The 24,651-nt window shown below is 64.0% G+C and carries 30 protein-coding genes and 1 other RNA gene; 10 read left to right on the plus strand and 21 right to left on the minus strand.

What is annotated here, in order from left to right; translation table 11 throughout:
* Positions 1-2 precede the first annotated feature (2 nt).
* From ATO9_RS16495 to ATO9_RS16515, 5 genes are all read right to left on the minus strand, one after another.
* Entirely contained in the window at positions 3-368 is a 366-nt protein-coding gene (locus ATO9_RS16495) for a response regulator (protein ID WP_043751734.1), read from the minus strand.
* The gene (locus tag ATO9_RS16500) at positions 365-640 is read right to left on the minus strand and encodes an STAS domain-containing protein (protein ID WP_052418409.1); all 276 of its coding nucleotides are present in this window, start codon (positions 638-640) and stop codon (positions 365-367) included. Before ATO9_RS16500 ends, ATO9_RS16495 begins: the two co-directional genes overlap by 4 nt.
* Before the next feature lie 212 nt (positions 641-852).
* Positions 853-1,830, minus strand: a complete 978-nt coding sequence (locus tag ATO9_RS16505; protein WP_043751737.1) for a methyltetrahydrofolate cobalamin methyltransferase — start codon at positions 1,828-1,830, stop codon at positions 853-855.
* A gap of 161 nt (positions 1,831-1,991) precedes the next feature.
* Complete coding sequence (locus ATO9_RS16510) at positions 1,992-2,927, minus strand: methylenetetrahydrofolate reductase (protein WP_043751739.1); 936 nt, start codon at positions 2,925-2,927, stop codon at positions 1,992-1,994.
* Between the two features lie 26 nt (positions 2,928-2,953).
* Positions 2,954-3,256, minus strand: a complete 303-nt coding sequence (locus ATO9_RS16515) for a virulence factor (RefSeq protein ID WP_043751744.1) — start codon at positions 3,254-3,256, stop codon at positions 2,954-2,956.
* 750 nt (positions 3,257-4,006) lie between these two features.
* Between ATO9_RS16515 and ATO9_RS16525 the strand changes: the two genes are divergently transcribed.
* Together ATO9_RS16525 and ATO9_RS16530 are read left to right on the plus strand one after the other, a co-directional pair.
* Positions 4,007-5,119, plus strand: a complete 1,113-nt coding sequence (locus ATO9_RS16525) for a Ppx/GppA phosphatase family protein (protein WP_043751751.1) — start codon at positions 4,007-4,009, stop codon at positions 5,117-5,119.
* A 99-nt stretch (positions 5,120-5,218) separates the two neighbouring features.
* Entirely contained in the window at positions 5,219-5,935 is a 717-nt protein-coding gene (locus ATO9_RS16530; protein WP_043751753.1) for an RlmE family RNA methyltransferase, read from the plus strand.
* A 33-nt stretch (positions 5,936-5,968) separates the two neighbouring features.
* Here ATO9_RS16530 and ATO9_RS16535 read toward each other — a convergent pair whose 3' ends face one another.
* Entirely contained in the window at positions 5,969-6,148 is a 180-nt protein-coding gene (locus ATO9_RS16535) for a hypothetical protein (protein ID WP_043751755.1), read from the minus strand.
* Between the two features lie 353 nt (positions 6,149-6,501).
* On the opposite strand from ATO9_RS16535, the gene ATO9_RS16540 reads away from it, so the two are divergent.
* A complete protein-coding gene (locus ATO9_RS16540) occupies positions 6,502-7,161 on the plus strand; it encodes a hypothetical protein (protein ID WP_043751758.1) in 660 nt (219 codons plus the stop codon).
* A 200-nt stretch (positions 7,162-7,361) separates the two neighbouring features.
* Positions 7,362-8,168 carry a Crp/Fnr family transcriptional regulator gene (locus tag ATO9_RS16545; RefSeq protein WP_052418410.1) on the plus strand — a complete coding sequence of 269 codons (807 nt, stop codon included), beginning with the start codon at positions 7,362-7,364 and terminating at the stop codon, positions 8,166-8,168.
* 11 nt (positions 8,169-8,179) lie between these two features.
* Here ATO9_RS16545 and ATO9_RS16550 read toward each other — a convergent pair whose 3' ends face one another.
* Entirely contained in the window at positions 8,180-8,455 is a 276-nt protein-coding gene (locus ATO9_RS16550) for a hypothetical protein (RefSeq protein ID WP_043751762.1), read from the minus strand.
* Positions 8,456-8,517: 62 nt separating this feature from the next.
* Here ATO9_RS16550 and prfA point away from each other — a divergent pair, with 62 nt between their 5' ends.
* The 3 genes from prfA to ATO9_RS16565 all read left to right on the plus strand — a co-directional run bounded on the left by prfA (position 8,518) and on the right by ATO9_RS16565 (position 11,360).
* Positions 8,518-9,567 (plus strand): peptide chain release factor 1, encoded by a 1,050-nt coding sequence (prfA, locus tag ATO9_RS16555; protein WP_043751765.1) that lies wholly within the window; start codon positions 8,518-8,520, stop codon positions 9,565-9,567.
* Positions 9,564-10,427, plus strand: a complete 864-nt coding sequence (gene prmC / locus ATO9_RS16560) for a peptide chain release factor N(5)-glutamine methyltransferase (RefSeq protein WP_238318790.1) — start codon at positions 9,564-9,566, stop codon at positions 10,425-10,427. Before prfA ends, prmC begins: the two co-directional genes overlap by 4 nt.
* Positions 10,428-10,670: 243 nt before the next feature.
* The gene (locus ATO9_RS16565) at positions 10,671-11,360 is read left to right on the plus strand and encodes a DUF4167 domain-containing protein (protein ID WP_043751768.1); all 690 of its coding nucleotides are present in this window, start codon (positions 10,671-10,673) and stop codon (positions 11,358-11,360) included.
* A gap of 7 nt (positions 11,361-11,367) precedes the next feature.
* On the opposite strand, the gene ATO9_RS16570 is transcribed toward ATO9_RS16565, so the two are convergent.
* From ATO9_RS16570 to ATO9_RS16610, 9 genes are all read right to left on the minus strand, one after another.
* Positions 11,368-11,592 carry a ribbon-helix-helix domain-containing protein gene (locus tag ATO9_RS16570; RefSeq protein ID WP_043751771.1) on the minus strand — a complete coding sequence of 75 codons (225 nt, stop codon included), beginning with the start codon at positions 11,590-11,592 and terminating at the stop codon, positions 11,368-11,370.
* The gene (locus tag ATO9_RS16575) at positions 11,592-11,798 is read right to left on the minus strand and encodes a DUF4169 family protein (RefSeq protein WP_043751774.1); all 207 of its coding nucleotides are present in this window, start codon (positions 11,796-11,798) and stop codon (positions 11,592-11,594) included. The genes ATO9_RS16570 and ATO9_RS16575 overlap by 1 nt, the downstream gene beginning before the upstream one ends.
* Before the next feature lie 55 nt (positions 11,799-11,853).
* Entirely contained in the window at positions 11,854-12,450 is a 597-nt protein-coding gene (locus ATO9_RS16580; RefSeq protein ID WP_043751940.1) for a protein-methionine-sulfoxide reductase heme-binding subunit MsrQ, read from the minus strand.
* A gap of 66 nt (positions 12,451-12,516) precedes the next feature.
* A complete protein-coding gene (locus ATO9_RS16585; RefSeq protein ID WP_043751777.1) occupies positions 12,517-13,119 on the minus strand; it encodes a 2-hydroxychromene-2-carboxylate isomerase in 603 nt (200 codons plus the stop codon).
* Positions 13,120-13,242: 123 nt separating this feature from the next.
* Entirely contained in the window at positions 13,243-14,634 is a 1,392-nt protein-coding gene (fumC, locus tag ATO9_RS16590) for a class II fumarate hydratase (protein ID WP_043751779.1), read from the minus strand.
* Between the two features lie 161 nt (positions 14,635-14,795).
* Complete coding sequence (locus tag ATO9_RS16595) at positions 14,796-15,353, minus strand: class I SAM-dependent methyltransferase (RefSeq protein ID WP_043751782.1); 558 nt, start codon at positions 15,351-15,353, stop codon at positions 14,796-14,798.
* 114 nt (positions 15,354-15,467) lie between these two features.
* Positions 15,468-15,962 carry an SspB family protein gene (locus ATO9_RS16600; RefSeq protein ID WP_043751786.1) on the minus strand — a complete coding sequence of 165 codons (495 nt, stop codon included), beginning with the start codon at positions 15,960-15,962 and terminating at the stop codon, positions 15,468-15,470.
* Positions 15,963-16,032: 70 nt separating this feature from the next.
* Positions 16,033-17,253, minus strand: a complete 1,221-nt coding sequence (gene chrA / locus ATO9_RS16605) for a chromate efflux transporter (RefSeq protein WP_043751789.1) — start codon at positions 17,251-17,253, stop codon at positions 16,033-16,035.
* A 90-nt stretch (positions 17,254-17,343) separates the two neighbouring features.
* Positions 17,344-17,652, minus strand: a complete 309-nt coding sequence (locus ATO9_RS16610; RefSeq protein WP_043751792.1) for an NIPSNAP family protein — start codon at positions 17,650-17,652, stop codon at positions 17,344-17,346.
* Positions 17,653-17,758: 106 nt separating this feature from the next.
* Here ATO9_RS16610 and ATO9_RS16615 point away from each other — a divergent pair, with 106 nt between their 5' ends.
* Positions 17,759-18,460 (plus strand): ArsR/SmtB family transcription factor, encoded by a 702-nt coding sequence (locus ATO9_RS16615; protein ID WP_043751797.1) that lies wholly within the window; start codon positions 17,759-17,761, stop codon positions 18,458-18,460.
* Between the two features lies 1 nt (position 18,461).
* Here ATO9_RS16615 and ssrA read toward each other — a convergent pair.
* Positions 18,462-18,812, minus strand: a transfer-messenger RNA (tmRNA) gene (gene ssrA / locus ATO9_RS23925).
* A gap of 101 nt (positions 18,813-18,913) precedes the next feature.
* Positions 18,914-20,167: a tyrosine--tRNA ligase gene (tyrS, locus tag ATO9_RS16620; RefSeq protein ID WP_043751798.1), complete on the minus strand. Its 1,254-nt coding sequence runs from the start codon at positions 20,165-20,167 to the stop codon at positions 18,914-18,916.
* A gap of 63 nt (positions 20,168-20,230) precedes the next feature.
* On the opposite strand from tyrS, the gene ATO9_RS16625 reads away from it, so the two are divergent.
* Positions 20,231-21,334 (plus strand): anhydro-N-acetylmuramic acid kinase, encoded by a 1,104-nt coding sequence (locus ATO9_RS16625; RefSeq protein WP_043751802.1) that lies wholly within the window; start codon positions 20,231-20,233, stop codon positions 21,332-21,334.
* A 3-nt stretch (positions 21,335-21,337) separates the two neighbouring features.
* On the opposite strand, the gene ATO9_RS16630 is transcribed toward ATO9_RS16625, so the two are convergent.
* A complete protein-coding gene (locus tag ATO9_RS16630; protein WP_043751805.1) occupies positions 21,338-21,964 on the minus strand; it encodes a YitT family protein in 627 nt (208 codons plus the stop codon).
* Positions 21,965-22,141: 177 nt separating this feature from the next.
* Between ATO9_RS16630 and ATO9_RS16635 the strand changes: the two genes are divergently transcribed.
* A complete protein-coding gene (locus tag ATO9_RS16635; protein ID WP_043751809.1) occupies positions 22,142-22,702 on the plus strand; it encodes a type 1 glutamine amidotransferase domain-containing protein in 561 nt (186 codons plus the stop codon).
* 54 nt (positions 22,703-22,756) lie between these two features.
* On the opposite strand, the gene ATO9_RS16640 is transcribed toward ATO9_RS16635, so the two are convergent.
* A complete protein-coding gene (locus tag ATO9_RS16640) occupies positions 22,757-23,404 on the minus strand; it encodes a hypothetical protein (protein ID WP_043751812.1) in 648 nt (215 codons plus the stop codon).
* 9 nt (positions 23,405-23,413) lie between these two features.
* Complete coding sequence (locus ATO9_RS16645) at positions 23,414-24,628, minus strand: NADP-dependent isocitrate dehydrogenase (protein ID WP_043751814.1); 1,215 nt, start codon at positions 24,626-24,628, stop codon at positions 23,414-23,416.
* Positions 24,629-24,651: the final 23 nt, after the last annotated feature.

A 24,651-nucleotide genomic window follows, 5' to 3' on the forward strand; every position in this document is an offset into this window, starting at 1 on the left:
TCCTATCCCGTGACCATGGTCAGCGCCTTGACCAGTTTTTCCGGATCGAACGGTTTGACGATCCAGCCGGTGGCACCGGCGGCGCGCGCACGCTGCTTGAGCTCCGGGGCGCTTTCGGTGGTCAGGACGAGAATGGGCGTGGCGCGATGCTTGTCCTGGGTGCGGACGGCGTCGATGAAGCCGAACCCGTCCATGCGCGGCATGTTGATGTCGGTGATGATGGCGTCGGGGGACAACCCATCCAGCACCTCGACGCCGTGCACGCCGTCCTCTGCCAGGTGAACGTCGAACCCGGCGGGGGCCAGGCACATGCGGATCATGTCCCGCATGGTGCGGCTGTCATCGACGGCGAGTATGGTGACGCTCATTCCGCGACCTCCGTCAGGCTTTCAGGGGAAAATCCAAGGTGACCAAGCTGTTCGACGACACGATCGGTCATGTGGATGATGCGCGCGCTGTGACCCGCGCGGTGCAGGCTGAGCGCGGCAGAGGCGATCACCTGTGTGCAAAGCGCCCCGATCTGGGTCACTTCGGAGGCGTCGAGGACAAGGTCATCGTCCAGACGCGACTTGAGGTCCTGGGCGAGAGGCGTCGCCGCAGGCAGGTCGAGCTTGGGCGGAAGCATATAGGGTTCAGACATCGGCAGCCGCCTTCGGATAATGGGGCAAGGACATAGCGACCCGGACTCCCTTCGTTCGATAAGATGAGAGGGTTCTAGGGCCCCGTAAGTTAAGGCGGGGTTACGCTCGGGCGGGAAAATGCAGGCTTTTGTTCCGACCGCGAAAAAAGGCCCCTCACAAAGCAAAACCCCCGCCGGTTGGGCGGGGGTTTTCTGATTGGTCTGTCAGTGACTTAGCGGCGGCGGCGACGCCCGCCACGACCGCCGCCACCAGCGGCGGCAGCCTTGGCCGCTTCGGGGAAGGACGCGCCTTCCTTGACCGCGTCGACGATGCGGGAGAAGCCGATCCACTGGGCACCGTTGGGGTCGTGATTCATCAGCATGTTCGCGGCCTTGATCGCCTCCATCTCGACCTGGCGGACGGGGTTCATGATCGCGGAGGTCATGCCGGCGCCGATGGCCATGGGCAGGAAGGCGGCGTTGATGCCGTGACGATTGGGCAGGCCGAAGGACACGTTGGAGGCGCCGCAGGTCGTGTTCACGCCCAGCTCATCGCGCAATTTCCGAACAAGGGCAAAGACTTGCTGGCCGGCGGTGGCCATGGCGCCGATCGGCATGACGAGCGGGTCGACGACGATGTCATGGGCGGGGATGCCGAAATCGGCGGCGCGTTCCACGATCTTCTTGGCGACGGCGAAACGCACGTCCGGATCCTCGGAGATGCCGGTGTCGTCGTTGGAGATCGCGACGACCGGAACATTGTACTTCTTGACCAGCGGCAGAACCAGTTCCAGGCGTTCTTCCTCGCCGGTGACGGAGTTCAGCAGCGGGCGGCCTTCGGCGGCTTCAAGGCCCGCCTCGAGGGCGCCGGGCACACTTGAGTCGATGCACAAGGGAACGTCGACAAGCCCCTGAACACACTTGATAAGTTGCGGCATCAGGGTGGGTTCGACAAAGTTGTTGTCGGCGTAGCGCGGGTCCTCGGCCATCTTGTTGGTGAAGACCGCGCCGGAGTTCACATCCAGCACCATCGCGCCACAGGCGACCTGTTCGATGGCGTCCTGTTCCACCGTCGAGAAATCGTCGAGTTCGAGCTCTGCGGCGAGCTTTTTCCGGCCGGTCGGATTGATCCGTTCGCCGATGACGCAGAAGGGTTCGTCGAACCCGATCACGACGGTTTTGCTTTTGCTCTCGATCACGGTGCGAGTCATTTTGATCCCTTATTTTGTCGCGTCGGTATTACGTCGGTGCGACGTCGGTATAACGTCGGTGCGATCTCGGTGCCAGTTCCCGGCGCGATACAGGCGCCGGGTCCGGTCTGTTTGGGTCCAGCACCACCCGCCGGACGGATCCGGAGGGCAGGGGCGCTGGATCAGCCTGCGGCGACGCGCGCGGCGGGCACGCCGGCCTGGCCGGCATTGTTGGTGACCCATTCGGCCGCCGACTTGATGCCGCCCAGCGGGAAGATGTGGGTCTGCGCGATCAAACTGTCGGGGTTTTCCGCCTTGTGCTGGGCGAGGTCACGCAGCACGTCGGTCGGCTCGTAGGGCAGAACCAGCTTGGTCACGTCCATGGCACGCTTCTGAAGAACCTTGAGCGAGGGACCGACGCCGCAGGCGATGGCGAACTTGATCAGGGTCTGCAGCTTGGCGGGGCCGGCGACACCGACATGGATCGGCAGGGTCAGGCCTTCGGATTGCAGGCGGTTGGCCCAGGCGATGATCGGCTGCGCGTCGAAGGCGAACTGGGTGGCCAGGGCCATCTGCGCATCGGTGCGGTCGGCGAAGGCCTGTTTCCAGCGGAGCGCTTCCATCACCTCGGCATCGCCACCGTTGGGGTCGATGTCCTTGTTGCCTTCGGGGTGGCCGGCAACATGCAGGTGGGTAAAGCCCGCCTGGTCGAAGAGACCGGTTTCCAGCAGCTGCATGGAGGAGTGGAATTCGCCCTTCGGCTCGGCCACGCCGCCGGCGAGGATCAGGCCCTGCTTGATGCCGGCCTCGCCCTGGTAGCGGGCGATCCAGTCCTGCAGCGTCGCGGCATCGGGGATGATGCGCGCCGGGAAGTGGGGCATGACGTCGAAACCGTCATCGGTGAGACGGGCGGCGGTTTCCACCATCTCCTCGATCGGAGTGCCGTCGATATGGGCGATGTAGACGCGGGTGCCGCGGGGCAGGAGCGCCTTGAAATCTTCGACCTTGGAGGCCGTGCGGGGCATGACCTCGATCGAGTAGCCGTTCAGGAAGGTCTCCAGACGGGCATCGGTAGGTGCGGCGGCCGCGTTGCGGCGTCCAAAGTTCAGAATGGCCATCAAAGCCTCCCTCAATCCTCCGGGCGTCATGCCCATCCATCATTTGCGATCAGTTGCTTCAGGCGCTCCTGATCGTATTCCGCATCGAGCCGCGCAATTTCGCGGGCGGCGATGTCGGAGGGGTCGCCCTCCTGGGAGCCAAGGGACGTCTTGCGCCATTCGGCCAGGTAGGCGTCGGTATCGGCGGCGCCAACCTTCATCGCGGCGCGGTCAATCGCCTGTTCGAACCGTTCCGGCAGAACCTGCTTGGCCGCTTTGCGTCCCTTGCCGACGATCACCTGGGCGGGAATGTCCCGCCAGCAAACGAGGGTGATATCGGTGGAGGCCATGCGCGTTTCCTTGGTTTCCCTAGGGTCCCTGATACTGGGGGCCGAGGGGGGAGGTGGGGTCGTTTTCGACACAACACATCGCACAGGCGACGTCCGGTCGGTTTCAGCAGGTTAGCGTGCGGGGGCCGGGGCCTCCAGCCGGGCGAATCGTCGAATTCTTCATGACGGTCATGAGGGGGGACATCATGGAGGGTGACATGGCGTGCGGCGCATTCTGCGTCGCAAGCGGACCTGGCGGCCCGAATTCTGGCGCAGTGACATGTGACAAAGGACCTACGACAAAAGTCGTATATGCCAAAGTCGAATAAGCGTCCTTGCAAAACTGGCGTATCAGAAATTTGTAAATCCGATGTTACTTTAAGATGTGTTTGGGATCCCGTTTTCGATCCAGGTTTCAGTTGAAGAGTGAGGTGGTTGCGTGAAATGTACCCGTCATCAGATCAGTGCCCTTCGTGCCCTCGCCGATTGGAATGACGGTGGATTTGTCCCACTGGCACGATTGAGAAGCCGGCGCCTGGCCCTGCCCGGACCGGTTCTTTCCCGTTTGGCCACCATGGGACTCGTTGAACAGGAACGTGAAGTGATCGCCGGGCAGGGGCCCGGCTATCGTCTGACCCAACAGGGGTGGGATTTGCTGGCATGTCAGGCCGATATGCAAACCCGCCGACGTGTTTCTGACCCGTGACAGCCCTTGCGCGAACACATGCGACGCAGTAAATTTGTGGCAACACGTAACAGGAGGGCGCAACCATGGCGCCCAGGCGTCCCAAAGGTGCGGGCGCATTCCCGAAACCGGTCGAGAGCCCCGTACCCAACACACCGGATCCAGCCGAGCTGTATGCCGCGCTGGATCTCGGCACAAATTCGTGCCGCATGCTGATTGCCCAACCCAAGGGCAGTCAGTTTCACGTCGTGGACAGTTTCTCCAAATCCGTGCAGCTGGGTGCCGGTCTCGAGCGGTCGGGACAATTGTCCCGGTCGTCGATGGGCCGGACGATCCAGGCGCTGCGGGTCTGCCAGCAGAAACTGCGCCGCCACAAGGTCCGCCACATGCGGCTGGTCGCGACGGAGGCCTGCCGCCGCGCGGGCAATGCGCGCCGCTTCATCGACCAGGTGGAGAACGAAACCGGGCTTCGGCTCGAGATCATCCAGCCGGAGGAAGAAGCCCGGCTGGCCGTGATCTCCTGCGCGCCGCTGGTGTCGACGAAGACCGATCAACTGCTGGTGGTGGATATCGGCGGCGGCTCGACCGAGCTGGTCTGGATCGACCTGACCGCCGTGCCGCGCCGGGAACGGCCGCGGGCGATCATGCGGCTGCATGCGGGGTTCCACCCGGCCGAAAGCCCGTTTCCCGCCGCCAAGGTGGTGGACTGGATTTCGGTTCCGCTGGGTGTGGCGACGCTGCGCGACCAGTTCCGCGACGTGCAGGACGACACCGCGCGGTTCGCGCTGATGTCATGGTATTTCGAGGAAAGCCTGGCCGAGTTCGCGCCCTACAAGGACGAACAGGTCCGCGAGGGGTTCCAGATCATCGGCACGTCGGGCACGGTCACGACCGTCGCGGCCTCGCATCTGGGGCTGAAGCGCTATGACCGGACGAAGGTTGACGGGTTGCGCATGACCTCTGACCAGATCGACCGGGTGATCCGCGATTACCTGACGCTGGGCCCCGAGGGGCGGCGCAAGGATCCGCGGATCGGGCAGGACCGGCAGACGCTGATCATGTCCGGCTCTGCGATCCTGCAGGCGCTGCTGCGCTGCTGGCCGACCGACCGACTGTCGGTGGCGGATCGTGGGCTGCGCGAGGGGCTGCTTTATGCGCAGATGTCGGCTCACGGGGTGCTGGAGGACGCGCCTTATTGACAGGGCGCGCCCGCCGGGCCGGGACCACGGGCCATCCGCCCTTGTGACCGGCGCGTTAAGGCGGATATGAGGGGCGCGGGATCATCCGGGAGCGGCACAATGGCCAAGAAACCTACGGGAAAGAACACATCGGGCCGCGGCCAGCGTGACCTGACCGTCAAGGTGAAGACCGCACGGGGACGGAAGCTGTCCTCGACCCGGTGGCTGCAGCGCCAGTTGAACGACCCCTATGTGCAGCGCGCGCAGGCCGAAGGCTATCGCGGACGCGCCGCCTTCAAGATCATGGAGATCGACGACAAGTACCGGTTCCTGGTGCCCGGCGCACGGGTGGTCGACCTGGGCTGTGCGCCTGGCGGCTGGTTGCAGGTCGCGGTGCCGCGGATCAACGCGCTTGGCGAGAAGAAGGGCAAGGCCGTGGGCCGGATCATCGGCGTCGACCTTCAGGAGGTCGAGCCGCTGCCGGGCGCGGAGGTCCATGTGCTGGACTTCATGGAAGACGGCGCGGACGACAAGGTGAAGGAATGGCTGGGCGGTGAGGCAGACGTGGTGATGTCGGACATGGCTGCCGCGTCCTCGGGACACAAGCAGACCGACCACCTGCGCATCATTTCCCTGTGTGAAACGGCGGCCTACTTTTCCTTCGACGTGCTGACCGAGGGCGGGACCTTCGTGGCGAAAGTCCTGGCCGGCGGCGCGGAAGGCGAATTGCAGAAGCTGCTGAAGCAGAAATTCGCCAAGGTGGCGAATATCAAGCCGCCATCGTCGCGGTCCGACAGTTCCGAGAAATTCGTGGTCGCTACCGGGTTCCGCGGCTGAGGTCCGGCCGGGGCGGTGACAGGGACGGGCGCCTTAGCGCGCCCGGATCGAGGCCATGGCGGATTTCATGAAATCCTCGGCATCGGCGGCCTCGGACCGAGGCGGCGTGACGGACGCGGCGGTATTGAGAGCCTCCTGGCGAAGCAGGTCGAACAGGCGTTTGCGGCGGCTGGCGGCCAGTGCGCTGGCCTCTTGATCGGTCTCGTGTTTCATCTGGTGTCCCGTCTTCTTTTGCTGACGAGTAATCCGGCGGGATGACCAAATTGTATCCCCTTCGGCGTGATTTCCGGGCAATTGTTTGTCATGCGTCAAAAATGCCGCGAGACCCCGGGTATTGCATCACCTTGCGTCAACTTTGACGCGTATTCCAGTACACTTGTTCAACGGTCAAGAAACTCGTCGTGGCCACGAGTAAACTACTACGACTTTGAGCGTTTTTTCGGCGTTCGGCGGGTCCCGTTTGCCCTTGGAGGCATGGACCTCGCCGGTATGGCAGGTAGCTTTGTACCGTTCTTGTCGGATGAACGGCAAGCAAGGCGGTCAGTCCCGGAAAGGAAACGTACTTCGTGAACGCTGAAGGCCAGGTACTCTCGCGGCCCGATATTCAATCCATTGCCCTTGATCTGGCGCTGTCGGCGCAGCCCGAGGCGCTGCTATTGCTGGACGGCACCGGAATGGTGCTGGATGCGCGGATGGCCCCCGGTGCGGAACGCGGTCAGGGTGCGGGAACTGTGGGTACGGATTGGATCAGCCTCTGGCCGGCCTCGGAACAGGCGGCGCTGCGAAGCTGCGTGAACCGCGCCCTGGTCGAAGACAGGGCCGACACGGTGGTGACGCCGCTGGAGGATGGAGATCGCTACCGGATCGACATCCACCTTGTGCCCGACACCGACCCGGTGCTTCTGGTTGCCGGCTGCGGACCCGCGGCGGAAACCGAGGCGACTGACGGTTCGGGCGGACCGCATCAGGATGCAGGCGAGGCGGGCGATGACTGGCCCACCAGCATGCATGATCTGAACAATGCCCTGACGGCGCTTCACGCCTCTGTCCGGCTGCTGGCCCGCAGCTTGCCCGAGGCGAAGGTCGATCTGGGCCGCCAGGTGGTCGGCGAAGCCGATGGCATGATCGAACGCTCGCAGCAGGGGCTGGAGCGGATCCGGTCCATCCTGGATCGCAAATTGCCGCGCAAGGCGGATCTGAAAGGAATTTTTTCGGATCGTGTTTAAGATTTTCGTAACCCCTGACATGCATCAAGCGCGTCGAGCGCTGATTGATCCACTTTAACTAAATGATCCCGGGGGCTTACGGCGGTTCCGCTGGAATTTCTGACGCGCCGTCAGAGCCGGCGCGGGGAACCCGACGGTGAATTGACCGTTTTTACCCCACGACAAGCAAGCGAACGAATGACCAAACGAGGAGTCCCGCGATGCACCGCGCGCCACAAAATCTGAACCGCACCGGCAGTTTTGCCGGCGGTGTGGGCGGTGGCAGTTGCTTTGCAGCCAGATTGTCCCGCTACGCCGACCTGACCGAGCACGAACACACCTTCGTGTCCCGCATGGAAGAGAACGAACGCAGGGTCCGCCACGAGGAGGTGCTGGTCGAGATCGGCCAGACCCCGGAGAACCTGTTCATCCTGAAGGAAGGCTGGGCCGTCGCGCGCAGCCGCAACTTGAACGGCCGCACGCAGGTGGTGCGTATCTACCTGCCGGGCGAGATGATCGGCCTTCCCGGGCTGGGCACGCGCAATGCCGCCCACGAGATTGCCATGATCACCGACGGCGTGGTCTGCCCGTTCCCGCGCGACCATATGACTGCCGTCTATGCCAAGGCGCCGCGACTGGCGGCCCTGTTGACGGCGATTTCAAGCCTCGACCAGATCGCCCTGAAGGACCGTCTGGCGATGATGGGGGTCGGATCGGCCCGCGAACGCATGGCGCATTTCCTGCTGGATGTGCATGAACGTCTTCTCCAGACTAATCCGGAGCTTGGGCGCCGGTTCCGGCTGCCTTTGCGGCAGGTCGATATCGGCGAGGTGCTGGGCCTGACCAAGGTCTACGTGAACCGCCTGTTGCGCGGCTTCACCGACGAGGAGCTGATCGAGATCCAGCGCCCCTATGTGCGGATGCTGCAACCGGAACGGCTGCGCGACATTGCGCAGTACACGAACCGCTACGAGCAGCTGGACAATTCCTGGTTTCCCAGCGTCCGCGACAACGAATTGAACGTGTAACCGGCGCGGGGTCAGCCCGCGCTGGTGGGAATGGGGGAGAATAACGGTGCGCGCGACACCTCGCACCCATCCTGAAGCTCGCGCCACATCGGCACGTTCAGCGACATCTGGCATTGCGCGGTGTAGCGGCGGCCGTCGACCTCGAGACAGATGATCTGGCCCATTTCGACGCGGGCCCCGGTGCGATCAGTGCAGTAGCATTCGATCACCTTGCCCTTGGATGTGCCATCCGCCAGGGCGGGCGCCGCGGCGGCGAGGGACAGAAGAAGGGGCAGGGTGCGGATCATTCCGTAGTCTATCACAGGCGCAGGTCTTGACCAAACTCTAAGGATAGGGGACAGGATCGCGCATGATTTCCGAAGACAGGCTTGTCCAGATCACCCAGAGGTTCGAATACCTCGAGGCGCAGATGTCCGAGGGGCGTGGCGATATCGCCGCGCTGTCGAAGGAATATTCCGATCTGCGCCCGGTGGTTGCGACGATCCGGGACTGGCAGACCGCGCGATCCGACATGGACGAAGCGCAGGCGATGCTGGCCGATGCCGAGATGCGCGACCTGGCCGAGGAAGAGATCGAGCGCCTGACGGAAACCCTGCCTGAACTGGAAGAGGCGGTGCAGCTTGCGCTGCTGCCCAAGGATGCCGCCGATGCACGCCCCGCCATGGTCGAGATCCGGCCCGGCACCGGGGGCGACGAGGCCGCGTTGTTCGCCGGCGACCTGCTGCGCATGTACCAGCGCTATGCCGAGGCGCGGGGCTGGCGGTTCCAGATCGTGGAACTGTCCGAGACCGAGCTGGGCGGCATCAAAGAGGTCGTGGCGAATATCCAGGGCGACGACGTCTTTGCCCGGCTGAAATTCGAAAGCGGCGTGCACAGGGTCCAGCGCGTGCCCGAAACCGAGAGCGGCGGCCGGATCCATACCTCTGCCGCGACAGTGGCGGTTCTGCCCGAAGCCGAGGAGGTCGATATCCGCATCGACCCCGCCGACATTCGTATCGACACGATGCGCGCGTCGGGCGCGGGCGGGCAGCATGTGAACACGACGGATTCCGCCGTGCGCATCACCCATGTCCCGACCGGGATCGTCGTCACCTCGTCCGAGAAATCGCAGCATCAGAACCGCGCGATTGCGATGCAGGTCCTGCGGAACAGGCTGTTCGATCTGGAACGTCAGAAGGCGGCGGATGACAGGGCCGCCAGTCGGAAAAGCCAGGTCGGGTCGGGCGACCGCAGCGAACGGATCCGCACCTACAACTTTCCGCAGGGGCGGGTGACGGATCACCGGATCAACCTGACGCTCTACCGGCTGGACCAGGTGATGCAGGGCGACATGGACGAGATCATCGACGCGCTGACCGCCGATCACCAGGCCGCCCTTCTGGCGGAGATGGAGGGGTGAGCGACCCCTTGACGGCGATTGCCGGGCCCCGGGTTCAGGACGCGCTGATCGCGGCGACGCGGCTGCTGCGCGAGGCCGGGATCGACGGGGCGCAGGGTGACGCGCGGCGTCTGATGGCCGATGCCCTCGGGATCGAGGCGGGGCGGCTGACGCTGGCGGGGCCCGATCCCATCTGGGATAAGGCATTGGCGCGGTTCCGCGATCACGTGGGGCAAAGGCTGGCGCGGCGGCCCGTTTCGCGCATCCTGGGATGGCGGGATTTCTTCGGGCTCCGCTTCAGGATCAGCGACCAAACCCTTGATCCAAGGCCGGAAACTGAAACGCTGGTCAGCGAAGGGCTGGCCGGGGATTTCACCCGCGTGCTGGATCTGGGGACCGGGTCGGGCTGCATCCTGATCGCGCTCCTGGCGGGGCGCGAGGGTGCGACCGGGCTGGGCACGGACCTGTCGGACGGTGCCCTGGCGGTTGCTGCGGAGAATGCGGAAACGCTGGGCGTGGCGGCGCGGGCAGACTTCCGTCGCTCGGATTGGTTCGCGGATGTGGAGGGTGTCTTCGACCTGATCGTGTCCAACCCGCCCTATATCGCGCTGGAGGAGATGGCTGCGCTGGCGCCCGAAGTGTCGGGCCACGATCCGCGCCTTGCCCTGACCGATGAGGGCGACGGTTTGGCCTGTTACCGCATCATCGCCGGTGGCGCGCCGCAGCACCTGCAACCGGGCGGGCGGCTGATGGTCGAGATCGGCTGGACCCAGGGGCCTGCGGTCGCGGATCTGTTTCGCACGGCTGGCCTGAGTGATGTCCGGATCGTGCCCGATCTGGATGGGCGGGACCGCGTGGTGACGGGGCGGAAGCCGGGCTGAGCATGGCCTGTCCAACGGGGTGAGCCGGCCACGATCCGCCGGGCAATTGGGAAAACTTTAAGGTTTCTCCTTGTATTCACCCCGGTGACGTGTTTAGTCATTAAGCAGTCAAGGCAAGTGACGCGGTTTCCCCGTATCCGCCCTGACGGCAGTAAGCCCAAAACGTCGACGACCCGCCGCAGCGCATCAGACCGCGCAGGCAGGGTGAACGACAGCCAATTTAGCAAGGCTCGCAAGAGGCTCATGAGATCATCTAAATCGCGTTCGCGCAACAAATCGAACCGCAACAGGTCTGTCGGTAATATCGTGAACCGGGTCTTTGACAGCTCCGGTCCCGAAGGCAAGGTGCGCGGCACCCCGCAGCAGATCATCGACAAGTACAACCAGCTGGCCCGTGACGCGCAATTGTCCGGCGACCGGGTGGCGACCGAGAACTTTCAGCAACACGCGGAACATTACCTCCGCCTGCTGGGCACCGCCCAGAAGGAACAGGAGAAGCAGCGCGATCAGCAGGATCAGAAGAACCGCGATCGCAACGGCAATTCCAATGACAAACCGCGTGGCGACCAGTCGAATGACGGCCAGTCCGACAACGGGAATGGCGGCAACGGCGGCAATAACGGCAATCAGGGTGGCAACAACCAATCTGGTGGCGGCAAGAAATCCGACAACCAGGTGCCCGGTGAAGGCGATCAGCCCGATGTGATCGAGGCCTCGTCGGATAACGGCGATAGCGGCCTGGTGGAAACGCCGGAAAGCAAGGTCGAGTCCAAGCCGTCGGACGAACCGCCGTCCAAGCCGAAGCGGACCTATACCCGGAAGCCCAAGGCGAAGAAGACCGAAGACGCGCCCAAGGCGGAAGCGCCCAAGACGGACGCGGCCCCTTCGGTTGAGGGTCAGGGCGACGGCGGCAGCACCGAAGCGGCGGAGTGATCCGCGCCTAGCCCGCGGCCTGACGGTAGTAGTTCAGGATATAGACACGAATGGCAGAGGCGAGGCCGGCATCGGTGCCGCGCGCCTCGTCAATCTCGGCGGCGAGCGCATTGATCGCGCGCCCTTCGGACGCCGCGATATCGCGGAAGGCATCCCAGAAGTCCTGTTCGAGGGACACGGAGGTCCGATGCCCCCGAAGCGTGAGGGAATGTTTCTGCGGGCGTGCTGTCATCAGGCCGGATCCCCCTTGGGGTCTTCCGGGTCCGCATCGCGGCGATGACCATCCAGGTGACGCTCTGCCGCGGATTGCTCCATCTCGTCACGGGTCCTTTCGGACTTGGTCCGGCCGAATTTCGCAGCATTTGAATCGCCGAGGGCCCGCTTTTCCGAGCGGGCCTTGTCTTTGCGAAAACGATTTAGGTTCACGACTTTGGCCATACCGCCTTAGGTAGCGTGACCTTTGCGGAAGGCCAATGAATAAGCGTGCAAGTTTTCAGATATGTACTGAACGGCGCTTGGGATGGGCGCGGACCCAGATCCGGTAGGCCTCAAGTGCAGCCAGCGGGGCGAAATGGATCAGCGCCGCGGCTGGATGGCCCCAATCGTGCAGCGCGGCCCAGTGAAGCAGCGTCAGCATAGCCGCCGAATAGGTCCAGCGTTGCAGCGATTTCCAGGCGGGTCCCATCTTGCGCACCGCATAATCCATGGAGGTCGCCGCAAGCGGCAGCATGATCGCGAAGGCGATCCAGCCCGTCCAGATATAGGTGCGCGGCAATTCGGCCAGGACCGTGGCGCTGCTGCCCTTGTCGATCAGGTAGAAGACCACGTGCAGGGCGGCATAGCCAAAGGCCGCGACACCGAGATAACGGCGATTGCGCCGCAGCCAGCGCGGCCCGCGCCAGCCCTTGAAGAGCATCATAAGCGGCGTCGCCATCAGCGCGACGATCAGGAGCCGCGCGGCGGTTTCACCCGAAGGATGGACGAGGATGTGGTAGATGCGGGGATTTGTGCTGGTTGCCAGGTCATAGCCCATGCCGAAAGCGGGCAGGGCGAGAACGAACCAGAGCCAATAGGGGGAAAAACGGGACATGGCGCACCTCTTTGCGTTGCCGATATCGGTCATACGGCAAGGCGCGGGCGTTCCGTCGGTGAGGTGTCAGCTTGTCGCAGCCCAGTCGAGCGCGGCGTCGAGACGGTCATCGCCCCAGAAGAGTTCATCGCCCACGGTGAAGCTGGGCGCGCCGAAGATGCCCTTGGCCTGGGCGGTTTCCACGACCTGGCGGAGGGCGGCCTTGTTCTGCGGTTCGGTGGCGGTGTCGACCAGCGCGGCCGACAGGCCGGCGCGGGTCAGGCAGGTGGCGAGCGTTTCGGGGGCGGCAATCTCGGCCCCGTCCCGGAATTCGGCGAGGTAGACCTGGCGGCAGAATTCCGGCCCCTCGGGATGTTTCAGCGCCAGTTGGGCGACGCGGGCGGCCAGAACCGAATGGGCCGGCCAGTGATCCGGTGGTGTGTCGAGGAAGGGCAGGCCGCGTGCGGCGGTCAGACGCTGCATGTCGCGCCACATGTAGACGCCCTTGGCGGGGTAGATGCGGAACGGCGACGTGTCCCAGCCCTGCGCATGAAAGATCGGGCCAAGCAGGAAGGGTTGCCAGGTGACGGCGACGCCCCGATCACGGGCCATGTCCCCGATCCGCATGGCGGAGAGGTAGGAATAGGTAGAGGCGAAATCAAACCAGAAGGTCAGATGCGGCTTTTCCATCTCAGGATTACCCTTTGCAGGCAAAATGGTTCGAATAAGGAAAGCCACGTCTCCGGGCAAAAGGCAAAGAAAAAGGGCGGCCCCCGCAGGTGCCGCCCCATTCGGTCCGGTTGGACCGGGTGCTTATTTCGGGCCGATCATGTCTTCGGGGCGGACGACCTTGTCGAAGGTTTCCTCGTCCACGAAGCCGAGCGCGATGGCCTCTTCCTTCAGCGTGGTGCCGTTCTTGTGCGCCGTCTTGGCGACCTTGGTCGCGTTGTCGTAGCCGATGGTCGGGGCCAGCGCCGTGACCAGCATCAGCGATTCCTTCATCAGCTTTTCGATCCGCGGCTCGTTCGCCTGGATGCCGTTGAGCATGCGTTCGGTGAAGCTGTCCGCGACGTCGCCCAGCAGCTGCATGGATTGCAGCAGGTTGTAGGACATCATCGGGTTGTAGACGTTCAGCTCGAAATGGCCCTGGGAACCGGCGAACTTGATCGCGGCGTCGTTGCCCATGACGTGGGCGGCGACCTGGGTCATCGCCTCTGCCTGGGTCGGGTTGACCTTGCCGGGCATGATCGACGAGCCAGGTTCGTTTTCGGGCAGGATCAGTTCGCCCAGGCCGGACCGTGGACCGGAGCCGAGGAAACGGATGTCGTTGGCGATCTTGTAGCAGGAGCCCGCCACTGTCGCGAGCGCGCCGGACATGAAGACCATGGCGTCATGGGCAGCGAGGCTTTCGAACTTGTTGGGCGCGGTTACGAAGGGCAGGCCGGTGATCTCGGCCATGTTGGCGGCGACCTGTTCGCCCCAGCCCTTCTTGGTGTTCAGCCCGGTGCCGACGGCGGTGCCGCCCTGGGCCAGTTCGTAGATGCCGGGCAGGGCGGCGTTGATCCGCGCGATGCCCTGGCGGATCTGGTGGGCATAGCCCGAGAATTCCTGGCCCAGCGTCAGCGGCGTCGCATCCTGGGTGTGGGTGCGGCCGATCTTGATGATGTCCTTGAACTCTTCCGCCTTGGCGTCGAGGCTGGCCAGCAGTTTCTCGAGCCCCGGCAGCAGCACGTCGCGCGCGGTCATCGCGGCGGCGATATGCATCGCGGTCGGGAAGGTGTCGTTCGAGGACTGGCCCATGTTGCAATGGTCGTTCGGGTGCACCGGATCCTTCGACCCGATCTCGCCACCGAGGATTTCGATGGCGCGGTTCGCGATGACCTCGTTCGAGTTCATGTTGGACTGGGTGCCCGACCCGGTCTGCCAGACAACCAGCGGGAAGTTGTCGTCGAACTTGCCCTCGACCACCTCACCGGCGGCCTGGATGATCGCATCGGCCAGTTTCGGGTCCAGCGCGCCGTTGTCCTTGTTGGCCATGGCGCAGGCCTTCTTGATCACGCCGAGGGCACGCACGATGGCGACGGGCTGCTTTTCCCAACCGATGGGGAAGTTCATGATCGAGCGCTGCGTCTGCGCGCCCCAATACTTGTCCGAGGGAACCTCGAGCGGGCCGAAACTGTCGCTTTCCGTGCGGGTCTGGGTCATCGTTTCTCACTCCGATGTATGACGTCGCGTTCGGCTATACGCGCTCACCCGCATGGGCGCAATCGGACTGCCGCCTGTGAGCGCAACCATCCGGGCCATTTCCCCGGAAAACCCGGGGCTTGGCATCGGCGGCAAGGTGGCCTTGCCGCCGGGCCGGGGGATTATTGCATGCGGCGGCGGAATTCGAAGACACGGGCCGGGGGCAGGTTGGCCCAGACGGTGCCGCGCTTGGTCGCTCTGATGCCCATGTCGATCTGCACGTCTTCCGGGATCGGCGCGTTCGGCGAATAGGTGATCTGGACGAAGACGCCTTCGGGCGACATCACCTTGAAGGCGTTGCCCACGACCTCGCGCTGGATCTGGGGCCGCGCCAACACCGGCACACCCGAGATCACGCAGCCCAGGCCGGTCACGCCCAGTTGTTCGATTTCCTGCGCCGGGCGGTTCAGCACGGTCACGCCGGGAAACTTTCGGCTGAGTTCTTCGCAGAACCGGGGGTTCAGCTCCATCAGGATCAGCCGTTCCGGAGCGACGCCGCGTTCAAGGATGACCTTGGTGAAGGATCCGGTGCCGGGACCGATTTCGACAATCGGGCCTGAGACGTTTTCAACGCCCTCGGTCATCTTGCGCGCCACGGCCGTGGAGGAAGGCGCAATGGCCGAAACCTCCTTGGGGCGGCGCATCATCTCGCCCAGGAACACAGTAAAATCGCTGGCCATCTCCGGATCTCTCCCTCGGTTTTTGCCTTGCTGTCGATGAACGACACGAGGCGGATTCCGGCAAGGCAGATCAGCGGTCTTTTACAAAAATTTCACGCAGGCCAGCGAAGGCGATTACTTGCGGAACTTGTCCAGCTGGACCACATCCGCTTCGCCCGAGGGGCGGCGCGACGCATCATCCGAAGTGTCCGCGTCATCCCGCGTGGCCCGCAGCGGGCGCGGCGGGTCCTCGGGATCGTCCTCGTCCGAGCCATCATCCTGAGTTTCGAAGCGCAGGCCGAATTCGACCGACGGATCGACGAAGGTCAGGATGGAATCGTAGGGGATATAGAGCCGTTCGGGGCTGTCGCCGAAATTCAGCGTGATGCCGAAGCCGTCATCGTTCACCTCGAGCGCGTCATACCAGTGCTGCATCACCACGGTCATTTCCGACGGGTAGCGTTCGCGCAGCCAATCGGCCAGCTCTGCCCCTTCGTGACGGGTGTCGAAGGTGATGAAGAAATGGTGAGAGCCCGGCAGGCCGCGATCAGCGACATCTGCCAGGACTTCCTGGATCAGCCCGCGCATGGCGCGATGCATGAGGTTTCCGTAATCGATTGAGCGCGTCATCTGGTCTTCCACGAACTTAGGCCGAGCATAGGGGATTCGAACGAAAACGGAAGCACTGTGTCGCCCCCGATCAGACGAGGGTGGACCAGATCAACCCGAGCGCTGCCATCAGGGCCAATGCAGTCAGCAAACCAAGGCGCAGAAGCACCAGCAGTCCCGCGGCGATGGCCGTCAAGGCAAGAGCCAGGGGATCGAAGCTGTCCAGTTGCGGGCGCGGAATCGTGCCGGTTTCATCGACGGTGCCAAAGAGCACGTGCAGCGCGAACCAGAGCGACAGGTTCAGGATGACCCCGACCACCGCCGCCGTGATCGCGCCAAGCGCGCCCTTGAGCCGGGGATTGGCCAGGATACGCTCGACGTGCGGAGCAAAGGCAAAGATCCACAGGAAACAGGGCACGAAGGTCATCCACAACGTCAGCAGCCCGGCGGTCAGTCCCAGCCACCAGCCGCCCTGTTGCAGCCCTGCGAGGTGCCCGGTGAATTGCGTGACGAGGATCAGCGGCCCCGGCGTGGTTTCCGCCAGGCCAAGCGCGTCGATCATCTGGTCAGGGGTCAGCCAGCCATGGGTATCGACCACCGCCTGCGCCATGTAGGCCAGCACCGCGTAGGCTCCGCCGAAGGTCACGATCGCAAGCTTGCCGAAGAAGAGCGCGAGATGGGTCAGGAAGGTCTGGCCGGTCGCCCAGACCAGCAGCAGCGGCGCGGCCCAGAGCGCGCCCCAGATCAGTGCGGTGCGGATGGTGTGGCCCCAATCCACGGGTGTCTGCGACGCAAACCCGGTGTCTTCATGCGGCCGCAGCAGGCCCCAGAGTCCGGCGGCCAGGATGATCGCCGGAAAGGGCAGGCCGAGCGCGAAGATAGCAAGGAAGGCAAGCAGGGCGAGGGCCCAGCCCTCGGCCCCGTTCAGCGCCTTTTTCGACACTTTCCAGAGCGCCTGAAGCACGATCACGATGACCAGCGCCTTGATCCCGAGAAACGCGTCCTGAACGACGGGCAGGGTGCCCCAGCGGGCATATGCGAAGGCCAGCGCCGCGATGACCAGCGCCCCCGGCAGCACGAAGAGCAGCCCGGCCAGCAGACCGCCCGCAACCCCGCGCAGGCGCCATCCGGCATAGGTGGCCAGTTGCATCGCCTCGGGCCCGGGCAACAGCATGCAGAAGCTGAGCGCGCCGAGGAAATCCTTCTCCTCGAGGTCCCGACCCTTGTCGACCAGTTCCTCGTGCATCACGGCGATCTGAGCGGCGGGGCCGCCGAAGGACAGCAGGCCGATACGGCCGAAGCGGCGGATCATCTGGGTCCAGGTAGGGGTCACGTCCGATCCTGCTGTCGTGGCGCGGTCGCGGGCAGATGATCCGCCCGACTGCCCGGTGTCAAGCCGCCCCTAGCCCTGATCGACGCGGGCCAGCCAGGTGCGATCCTCGGCGCGGATGAACTTCTCGGTCATGGCGAATTCGTAATTCTCGCGCCCCAAAGGATCGGCGGCCAGGCTGGCGCGGTAGCGTTCATAGGCGGCGAGGTCGTCGATATTGTAGATGCCGTAGGCCAGCGTCGACGAGCCTTCGCGCGGAGAGAAATACCCGATCAGATCGGCGCCGTTGCGGGGGATGCACTGGCCCCAGTTGCGGGCATATTGCTCGAACGCGGCGCGCTTGGTCGGGTCGATGTCGTAGCGGATGATGCAGGTCAGCATGGGATGGCTCCTTTGATATGCTTGGCCAGTCATAGCGCGCGACGTCGCGGGGATGTTTTTGTCCGGACCGAAGTATTTCCGGGACGCGCCGTGCTAAGATGCCGCCATGAAAGACGGACCTGACATTGCCGCCCTTGCCGCGCTGATCGGCGATCCGGGGCGAGCCAACATGATGACCGCGCTGATGGATGGCCGCGCGCTGAGCGCGGGCGAGTTGGCACGGGAAGGCGGCGTGAGCCTGCCCACGGCCAGCGGCCACCTGTCCCGGCTGGTCGAAGCGGGGCTGCTGCAGGTCGAACGGCAGGGGCGCCACCGCTACTTCCGCCTGGCGGGATCGGATGTGGCCGAGGCGCTTGAGGCGCTGATGGTGCTGGCGGAGGGACGCGGCCGCAAACGCGTGTGCACCGGCCCCCGCGATGCAGAGATGCGGCTGGCGCGCAGCTGCTACAAGCACCTGGCCGGAGAGCTGGGGGTGCGGATGTATGACAGCCTGCGCGCCGCACGTGCGATCGAAATGGGGCCGGAGGGGCTGCGCCTTGGCGACGGCGGGCGGGTGCAATTGACCGGGCTTGGCCTGCCCGATGCGGTGCTGCGGGCCCGCGCGCCGGTCTGTCGCGAATGCCTGGATTGGTCGGAACGGCGCATGCACCTGTCGGGGCCCTTGGGCACCGGGCTGCTGGCGCTGATCCTGGACAGGGGCTGGGCGCGCAGGGTGCCGGACAGCCGGGTGATCCGGTTCAGCCAGGCCGGGCGAACGGCCTTTGACGCAGCTTTTCCATTGCGCGAAGATGTCGATGTAGGAAATTGAAAATGCAGGCTTCTGTTGCCAGGTGCCTGCGGACCCCGCCTAGATTTGCTAGAACCTAGGGCTTAAGTTTCGATTCCTCGAACTGCTTACGCAGCCAGAGCAACCGGAGCACGATTGTCGTTTGCAATTGTACTTTTCGGACCGGTAACGGTGGTACCTCACCGAGACAAAGCAAACCCCTTTAGACGTCCGTCGATCCTATTTCGGCCCCATGATCCCCAAACGAAGGATGATTGGTGGAGCCGCCGGGTACCGCCCCCGGGTCCGAGCCGCTTATTACGAGCGCGTTTATGTCCATAGTCGGTTGCCCGACAGCCGAGATATAGGGGCTGGGCCGGTGCTTTTCAACGGGGGAATTGCACGGGATCGGTCGGATCGTGACGCGGATCCGGGCGCGAGGGGCGCTGCCCCCGGCCCGTCTGGGCACCGGGGGCAGCGTAGTCTTTCCGGGGCTTACTGGGCCAGCTTGACCAGCGCGTGCCGCTTCTTGCCGGCCGACAGTTTCACCGGCGAGGCCAGCGCCGCCGCATCGAGCATCAGCCCGGCATCGGTCAGGGCCGCATCGTCGATCCGCGCGCCATTGTCCGAGATCAGGCGCTTGGCCTCTTTCCCGGACTTGGCAAGGCCGGTGCGCACGATCAGCTGCACGACGGAGATCCCGTCGGCGACCTCGTCAGCCGTCAGTTCCAGCGTCGGCAGGTCATCCCCGACGCCGCCCTGCTCAAAGACCTCGCGCGCGGTCGCCTCGGCGGCGGCGGCGGCGTCGGCGCCGTGGCAGAGCGTCGTGACCTCGTTGGCCAGGACGATTTTGGCATCGTTGATTTCGGACCCGCCCAGGGCGGCAAGGCGGTCGCATTCGTCGAGCGGCAGCTCGGTATAGAGCTTGAGGAACCGGCCGACATCGGCATCGGTGGTGTTGCGCCAGAATTGCCAGAACTCGTAGGGGCTGCGCATGTCGGCGTTGAGCCAGACCGCACCATCCGCCGACTTGCCCATCTTCTTGCCATCCGAGGTGGTCAGCAGCGGTGAGGTCAGGCCGAAGATCTGGTGATCCAGCACACGCCGCGTGAGGTCGATGCCGTTGACGATGTTGCCCCATTGATCCGACCCGCCGAACTGCACGAGGCAGCCGTAGCGGCGGTTCAGCTCAAGGAAGTCATAGGCCTGCAGGATCATGTAGTTGAATTCGAGGAAGGACAGCGATTGTTCGCGATCCAGCCGGGACTTCACGCTCTCGAAGGACAACATCCGGTTGACCGAGAAATGCCGCCCGATATCCCGCAGGAATTCAAGGTAGTTCAGACCGTCCAGCCATTCAGCGTTGTTCAGCATGAGGGCTGGGTTGTCGGCCTTGTCGTAGTCGAGGTACTTGGCGAAGACCTGCTTGATGCCGGCGATGTTGTCGTCGATCTGGTCGGGGGTCAGAAGCGGGCGTTCATCGGCCCGGAAGGAGGGGTCGCCCACCTTGGTGGTGCCGCCGCCCATCAGGGTGATCGGCTGGTGGCCGGTCTTCTGCAACCAGCGCAGCATCATGATCTGGATGAGCGAGCCGACATGCAACGACTTGGCCGTTGCGTCGAAGCCGATATAACCGGGCACCATTCCCTGGCTCAGCGCATCATCGAGGCCCTGATAATCGGTGCAGTCGGCCAGGAAGCCGCGCTCGATCATCACGCTCATGAAATCCGATTTGGGGTGGTAGGTCATATCTCTTGTCCCGGTTGAAAGTGCACGGCATCTATAGGTGGCAGGCTGGCAAAGGAAAAGACCATGTCGAAGGCAGTGGCCAAGAAAGGTCCGGTAAGGGCGCTTGGGGCGATGTCCGGGACCTCTCTGGACGGGGTGGATGCGGCGGTGATCGTCACCGACGGGCTGGATATCCTGGGATTCGGGGAAAGCGATTACCGCGAATACACCGAAGAGGAGCGCGCGGTGCTGAGCGCCGCCCTGGGCCTGTGGCCCGGCGAGGGCGAGGAGAAGGCCGCCGAGGTCGTAATGGCCGCGCACGAGGCGCTGCTGGGCCGGTTCCGCGATATCGACCTGGTGGGCTTTCATGGCCAGACCCTGGCGCATGAACCGCGCGGGCGGGGCACGCACCAGGTGGGCGATGGCGATGCGCTGGCCACGGCTCTGAACCTGCCTGTCGTGTGGGATTTCCGGTCCGCGGATATCGAGATGGGCGGCGAAGGTGCGCCGCTGGCCTCGTTCTACCACCATGCCTGTGCCCGCTGGATCGGTGCGCAGGGGCCGGTGGCCTTCCTCAACATGGGTGGCGTGGGCAACCTGACCTGGGTCGATCCGCGCATCGCCCGGCCCGAGGCGGAGGGCGCGCTGCTGTCTTTCGATACCGGGCCGGCCAATGCGCCGGTCAATGACCTGGTCTGGGCGCGGCGCGGCCTGGCTTATGACAAGGATGGCGAACTGGCGCGGCAGGGCGAGGTCGAGACCGGCGCGCTGGAGCTGTTCCTGGACGATCCCTATTTCAGCCGGATCCCGCCCAAGTCGCTGGACCGCAACGCCTTTCCCGAGATGATGTCTCTGGTGCGCGAGCTGAAGGACGAAGATGCCGCCGCGACCCTGATGGGCATGGCGGCGGCGGCGGTATTGCGCGGGATGGAGCATTGCCCCGAACCGCCCGAGATGTTGCTGGTCACCGGGGGCGGGCGCAAGAACCCGGTCCTGATGGAAATGCTGAGCGTGTCGCTGGACTGCCCGGTCCAGCCGGTCGAAGAGGTCGGGCTGGATGGCGACATGCTTGAGGCGCAGGCCTTCGGCTACCTGGCGGTGCGGGTGTCGCGGGGCTTGCCGACCTCGTGCCCGTCGACCACGGGCGTGAAGATGTCGGTCGGGGGCGGCAAGGTCAGCCGGCCCTAGGACCTAGTCGGCGATGTAGCGGTCGCGGTCGTGATTGAAGGCGATGACGCCGTTCAGGACGACCGCGCCGAACAGCGAATAGAGCACGACATCCAGATCGAACAGGAAGAAGGCGGTGCCGAAGATCAGCCCGTCGGCGATCAGCTGCACATAGCCGGCGCGGAACCCCGTCTTGTCCTGCACCAGCAGCGCGATCACGCCCAACCCTCCCAGCGACCCTTTGTGCCGGAACGTGCCCAGCAGGCCGAACCCGGTCAGCACTCCGAAGATCAGCGTGCCGAGGATCGGGTTGAGATAGGCGAAATTCATGCCCAACGGCAGGTAATCGACCAGCAGGGACAGCATGGTGACGCAAAAAATGGATTTCAGCGTGAATTCCGCCCCCAGCCGTTTCCAGGAAAAGGCGTAAAAGGGGATGTTCACGATGAAGAAGACCGTGCCGAAACTGTAGCCAGACAGGTAGCTGATGATCAGCGCGATGCCCGCGGTCTGGCCCGTCAGGAACCCCAGCGAGGCCAAGAAGGTCACCCCCACACCGGCGGTCAGCAGGGAAATCGTCAGGCCCTGCACATCCTCGATCCAGGTGTGCTTGTGACGGTATTCGGTGGGTATCGGAAATGGTGCCGGCATGATCCGAGTTTTGGGTCAGGCCCGTTGACCTGTCAACGCGTAACGCAGGGTCCGGGTGCGCGTACGCATCGGCTGATTTCGTCCTGTGCATCCGCGCGGTGGAACAGGGGCTGTGGGGAGGTCGTTAACCAAATGACGGGGCGCGGCCCCGACCCAAATGAGCAAAGGAGGCTGAAAATGCCCGATATCAAATCCGCACGCATTGCGATCCTCGCCACGAACGGCTTCGAGCAGAGCGAACTGGAAGTGCCTCGCGACAAGATGAGCGAGGCGGGCTCCGAGGTGCATGTCATCTCTCCGGACGGGCAGCCGATCACGGGCTGGGAAGATACCGACTGGGGCGAAGAAGTGTCCGTTCAGAAATCCCTCGAAGACGCCAAGATCGGCGATTATGACGCGCTGGTCCTGCCAGGTGGCCAGATCAATCCCGACATCCTGCGGACCATGCCCGAAGCGGTCGATTTCGTCCGTGGCTTCTACGATGCCGGCAAGGTCGTCGCAGCGATCTGCCATGCGCCGTGGCTGCTGGTCGAGGCGGATATCGTGAAGGGGCGCGCCGTGACCTCCTATCCGTCGGTGAAGACCGACGTGAAGAACGCAGGCGGTCAGTGGGAAGACAGCGAAGTGGTGGCCGATCAGGGCATCGTCACCTCGCGCAACCCTGGCGATCTGGACGCGTTCTGCGCCAAGATCGTCGAAGAGGTCGAAGAAGGCCTGCACACCCGCCGCGCGGCCTGAGCATCACGTATCAGCTGAAACGGAGCGTCCGTCCCGATCGGGGCGGGCGTTTTTTTAGTCGTGGTCGCGGATTTCTTCGACGTAGCGATGGTCGGCGACATGGCGGTCGTCGTGACTGAGATAAAGCTCGATCGCCATGACCCGCGCCAAGCGCGTATCGCGCAGGTAAGGCGCGGCTATTTCTGTCTCCGCATCGGGCGGCAGGTCCGGTAGTGGCGCATAGAATCGCAGATTGGCATCGAGCGTGTCGTGGCCTGAGGACGCAAAGGCCCGGGCCAGATCGCGCCGCATCGCGCGGATCAGGGCTGTGGACGGCATGAAAAGGTGTCGGGTCAGCAGGTAGGGATAGGGCGTCCCGTCCTGCGCCACGGCGAAGCGGCGTTCCAGTTGCAGCACCGATACGCCATGCGGGTTGTCATGCGCGCCGTGGAACAGATCGTTCGGATGGGCGCGCGGCGGCTCTGCCGAGAAATCTGGCGGCAGGTGCTTGAACGCACTGTCGGGGCGCAGCATCGGAACGGGCAGGGTGTCCAGCCCGCCGGGGCGCAGCGTCACGGTGAACAGCACCCAAGGCAGGTTCGGCGAAGGCGCGTCGCGCCGGATCCGGAGGGGATGAAACAGCTCGACCAGCCTGTCGGTCAGGCTGGTCAGCCAGCCGGCCCCACGTGGACGGGGGCCGGTGTCATCAGCGTTGCGCAGCATCCTGAAAGGTTAGCCAGACAGGGCCTTGTTCAGGTTCTGGTCGATCTTTTCGAGGAAACCCATCGTCGTCAGCCAGCCCTGATCGGGCCCGACAAGCAGGGCAAGGTCCTTGGTCATGTGACCGTTTTCCACCGTTTCGACGATCACCTTTTCCAGGGTCGTGGCGAAGGCCATGAGCGCGGTGTTCTCGTCCAGCTTGGCCCGATGCTTCAGGCCGCCGGTCCAAGCGTAGATCGAGGCGATGGAATTGGTCGAAGTCGCCTCTCCGGCCTGATGCTGGCGATAATGGCGGGTGACGGTGCCATGGGCGGCCTCGGCCTCCACGATCTTGCCGTCAGGGGTCATCAACTGAGAGGTCATCAGACCAAGCGAGCCGAAGCCCTGCGCCACGGTGTCGGATTGCACGTCACCGTCGTAGTTCTTGCAGGCCCAGACAAAACCGCCGTTCCACTTCATGCAGCAGGCGACCATGTCGTCGATCAGGCGGTGCTCGTACCAGATCTTGGCCTTCTTGAATTCTTCCTCGAACTCCTCCTCGTAAACCTTTTGGAACAGGTCCTTAAATCGGCCGTCATAGGCCTTGAGGATGGTGTTCTTGGTCGACAGGTAGACCGGCCAGCCCAGCATCAGCCCGTAGTTGAAGGACGCGCGGGCGAAGTCGATGATCGAGGCGTCGAGGTTGTACATCGCCTGGTAGACACCGGCATCGGGGGCGTCGAAAACCTCTTTCTCGATCACGGTGCCGTCAGTGCCTTCGAATTTCATCGTCAGCTTGCCGGCGCCGGGAAAATGGAAATCGGTGGCCTTGTACTGGTCGCCGAAGGCATGGCGCCCGATCACGATCGGACGGGTCCAGCCGGGGACAAGGCGCGGCACGTTGCGGCAGATGATCGGCTGACGGAAGACGACGCCGCCCAGGATGTTGCGGATGGTCCCGTTGGGGGACTTCCACATCTTCTTGAGGCCGAATTCCTCGACCCGGGCCTCGTCGGGGGTGATGGTGGCACATTTGACCGCGACGCCGACCTCCTTGGTCTTCATGGCGGCGTCGATGGTGATCTGATCCTCGGTCCGGTCCCGTTCCTCGATCCCGAGATCGTAATAGAGCAGGTCGATGTCCAGGTAGGGCTCGATCAGCTTTTCCTTGATAAAGGACCAGATGATGCGAGTCATCTCGTCCCCGTCCATTTCGACGATGGGGTTGTCTACCTTGATCTTGGTCATGGGGGCCCCCTGAGGCTGGTGAG

The organism is Pseudooceanicola atlanticus (genome assembly GCF_000768315.1).
In the GTDB taxonomy this organism is placed as follows: domain Bacteria; phylum Pseudomonadota; class Alphaproteobacteria; order Rhodobacterales; family Rhodobacteraceae; genus Pseudooceanicola; species Pseudooceanicola atlanticus.

Excerpts from the sequence above, each read along its gene's own strand:
- ATO9_RS16535 (WP_043751755.1), bottom strand. The coding sequence starts at position 6,148 with ATGAAACACGAGACCGATCAAGAGGCCAGCGCACTGGCCGCCAGCCGC.
- ATO9_RS16515 (WP_043751744.1), bottom strand. The coding sequence starts at position 3,256 with ATGGCCTCCACCGATATCACCCTCGTTTGCTGGCGGGACATTCCCGCC.
- ATO9_RS16630 (WP_043751805.1), bottom strand. The coding sequence starts at position 21,964 with ATGCCGGCACCATTTCCGATACCCACCGAATACCGTCACAAGCACACC.
- tyrS (WP_043751798.1), bottom strand. The coding sequence starts at position 20,167 with ATGACCTACCACCCCAAATCGGATTTCATGAGCGTGATGATCGAGCGC.
- fumC (WP_043751779.1), bottom strand. The coding sequence starts at position 14,634 with ATGACCCAGACCCGCACGGAAAGCGACAGTTTCGGCCCGCTCGAGGTT.
- ATO9_RS16570 (WP_043751771.1), bottom strand. The coding sequence starts at position 11,592 with ATGACAGCACGCCCGCAGAAACATTCCCTCACGCTTCGGGGGCATCGG.
- ATO9_RS16550 (WP_043751762.1), bottom strand. The coding sequence starts at position 8,455 with ATGATCCGCACCCTGCCCCTTCTTCTGTCCCTCGCCGCCGCGGCGCCC.
- ATO9_RS16635 (WP_043751809.1), top strand. The coding sequence starts at position 22,142 with ATGCCCGATATCAAATCCGCACGCATTGCGATCCTCGCCACGAACGGC.
- ATO9_RS16500 (WP_052418409.1), bottom strand. The coding sequence starts at position 640 with ATGTCTGAACCCTATATGCTTCCGCCCAAGCTCGACCTGCCTGCGGCG.
- ATO9_RS16545 (WP_052418410.1), top strand. The coding sequence starts at position 7,362 with ATGCACCGCGCGCCACAAAATCTGAACCGCACCGGCAGTTTTGCCGGC.
- ATO9_RS16625 (WP_043751802.1), top strand. The coding sequence starts at position 20,231 with ATGTCGAAGGCAGTGGCCAAGAAAGGTCCGGTAAGGGCGCTTGGGGCG.
- ATO9_RS16525 (WP_043751751.1), top strand. The coding sequence starts at position 4,007 with ATGGCGCCCAGGCGTCCCAAAGGTGCGGGCGCATTCCCGAAACCGGTC.
- ATO9_RS16610 (WP_043751792.1), bottom strand. The coding sequence starts at position 17,652 with ATGCTGACCTGCATCATCCGCTACGACATCGACCCGACCAAGCGCGCC.
- ATO9_RS16595 (WP_043751782.1), bottom strand. The coding sequence starts at position 15,353 with ATGGCCAGCGATTTTACTGTGTTCCTGGGCGAGATGATGCGCCGCCCC.
- chrA (WP_043751789.1), bottom strand. The coding sequence starts at position 17,253 with ATGATCCGCCGCTTCGGCCGTATCGGCCTGCTGTCCTTCGGCGGCCCC.
- ATO9_RS16585 (WP_043751777.1), bottom strand. The coding sequence starts at position 13,119 with ATGGAAAAGCCGCATCTGACCTTCTGGTTTGATTTCGCCTCTACCTAT.
- ATO9_RS16505 (WP_043751737.1), bottom strand. The coding sequence starts at position 1,830 with ATGACTCGCACCGTGATCGAGAGCAAAAGCAAAACCGTCGTGATCGGG.
- ATO9_RS16565 (WP_043751768.1), top strand. The coding sequence starts at position 10,671 with ATGAGATCATCTAAATCGCGTTCGCGCAACAAATCGAACCGCAACAGG.
- ATO9_RS16645 (WP_043751814.1), bottom strand. The coding sequence starts at position 24,628 with ATGACCAAGATCAAGGTAGACAACCCCATCGTCGAAATGGACGGGGAC.
- prfA (WP_043751765.1), top strand. The coding sequence starts at position 8,518 with ATGATTTCCGAAGACAGGCTTGTCCAGATCACCCAGAGGTTCGAATAC.
- ATO9_RS16615 (WP_043751797.1), top strand. The coding sequence starts at position 17,759 with ATGAAAGACGGACCTGACATTGCCGCCCTTGCCGCGCTGATCGGCGAT.
- ATO9_RS16575 (WP_043751774.1), bottom strand. The coding sequence starts at position 11,798 with ATGGCCAAAGTCGTGAACCTAAATCGTTTTCGCAAAGACAAGGCCCGC.
- ATO9_RS16530 (WP_043751753.1), top strand. The coding sequence starts at position 5,219 with ATGGCCAAGAAACCTACGGGAAAGAACACATCGGGCCGCGGCCAGCGT.
- ATO9_RS16510 (WP_043751739.1), bottom strand. The coding sequence starts at position 2,927 with ATGGCCATTCTGAACTTTGGACGCCGCAACGCGGCCGCCGCACCTACC.
- ATO9_RS16600 (WP_043751786.1), bottom strand. The coding sequence starts at position 15,962 with ATGACGCGCTCAATCGATTACGGAAACCTCATGCATCGCGCCATGCGC.
- ATO9_RS16580 (WP_043751940.1), bottom strand. The coding sequence starts at position 12,450 with ATGTCCCGTTTTTCCCCCTATTGGCTCTGGTTCGTTCTCGCCCTGCCC.
- ATO9_RS16495 (WP_043751734.1), bottom strand. The coding sequence starts at position 368 with ATGAGCGTCACCATACTCGCCGTCGATGACAGCCGCACCATGCGGGAC.
- ATO9_RS16640 (WP_043751812.1), bottom strand. The coding sequence starts at position 23,404 with ATGCTGCGCAACGCTGATGACACCGGCCCCCGTCCACGTGGGGCCGGC.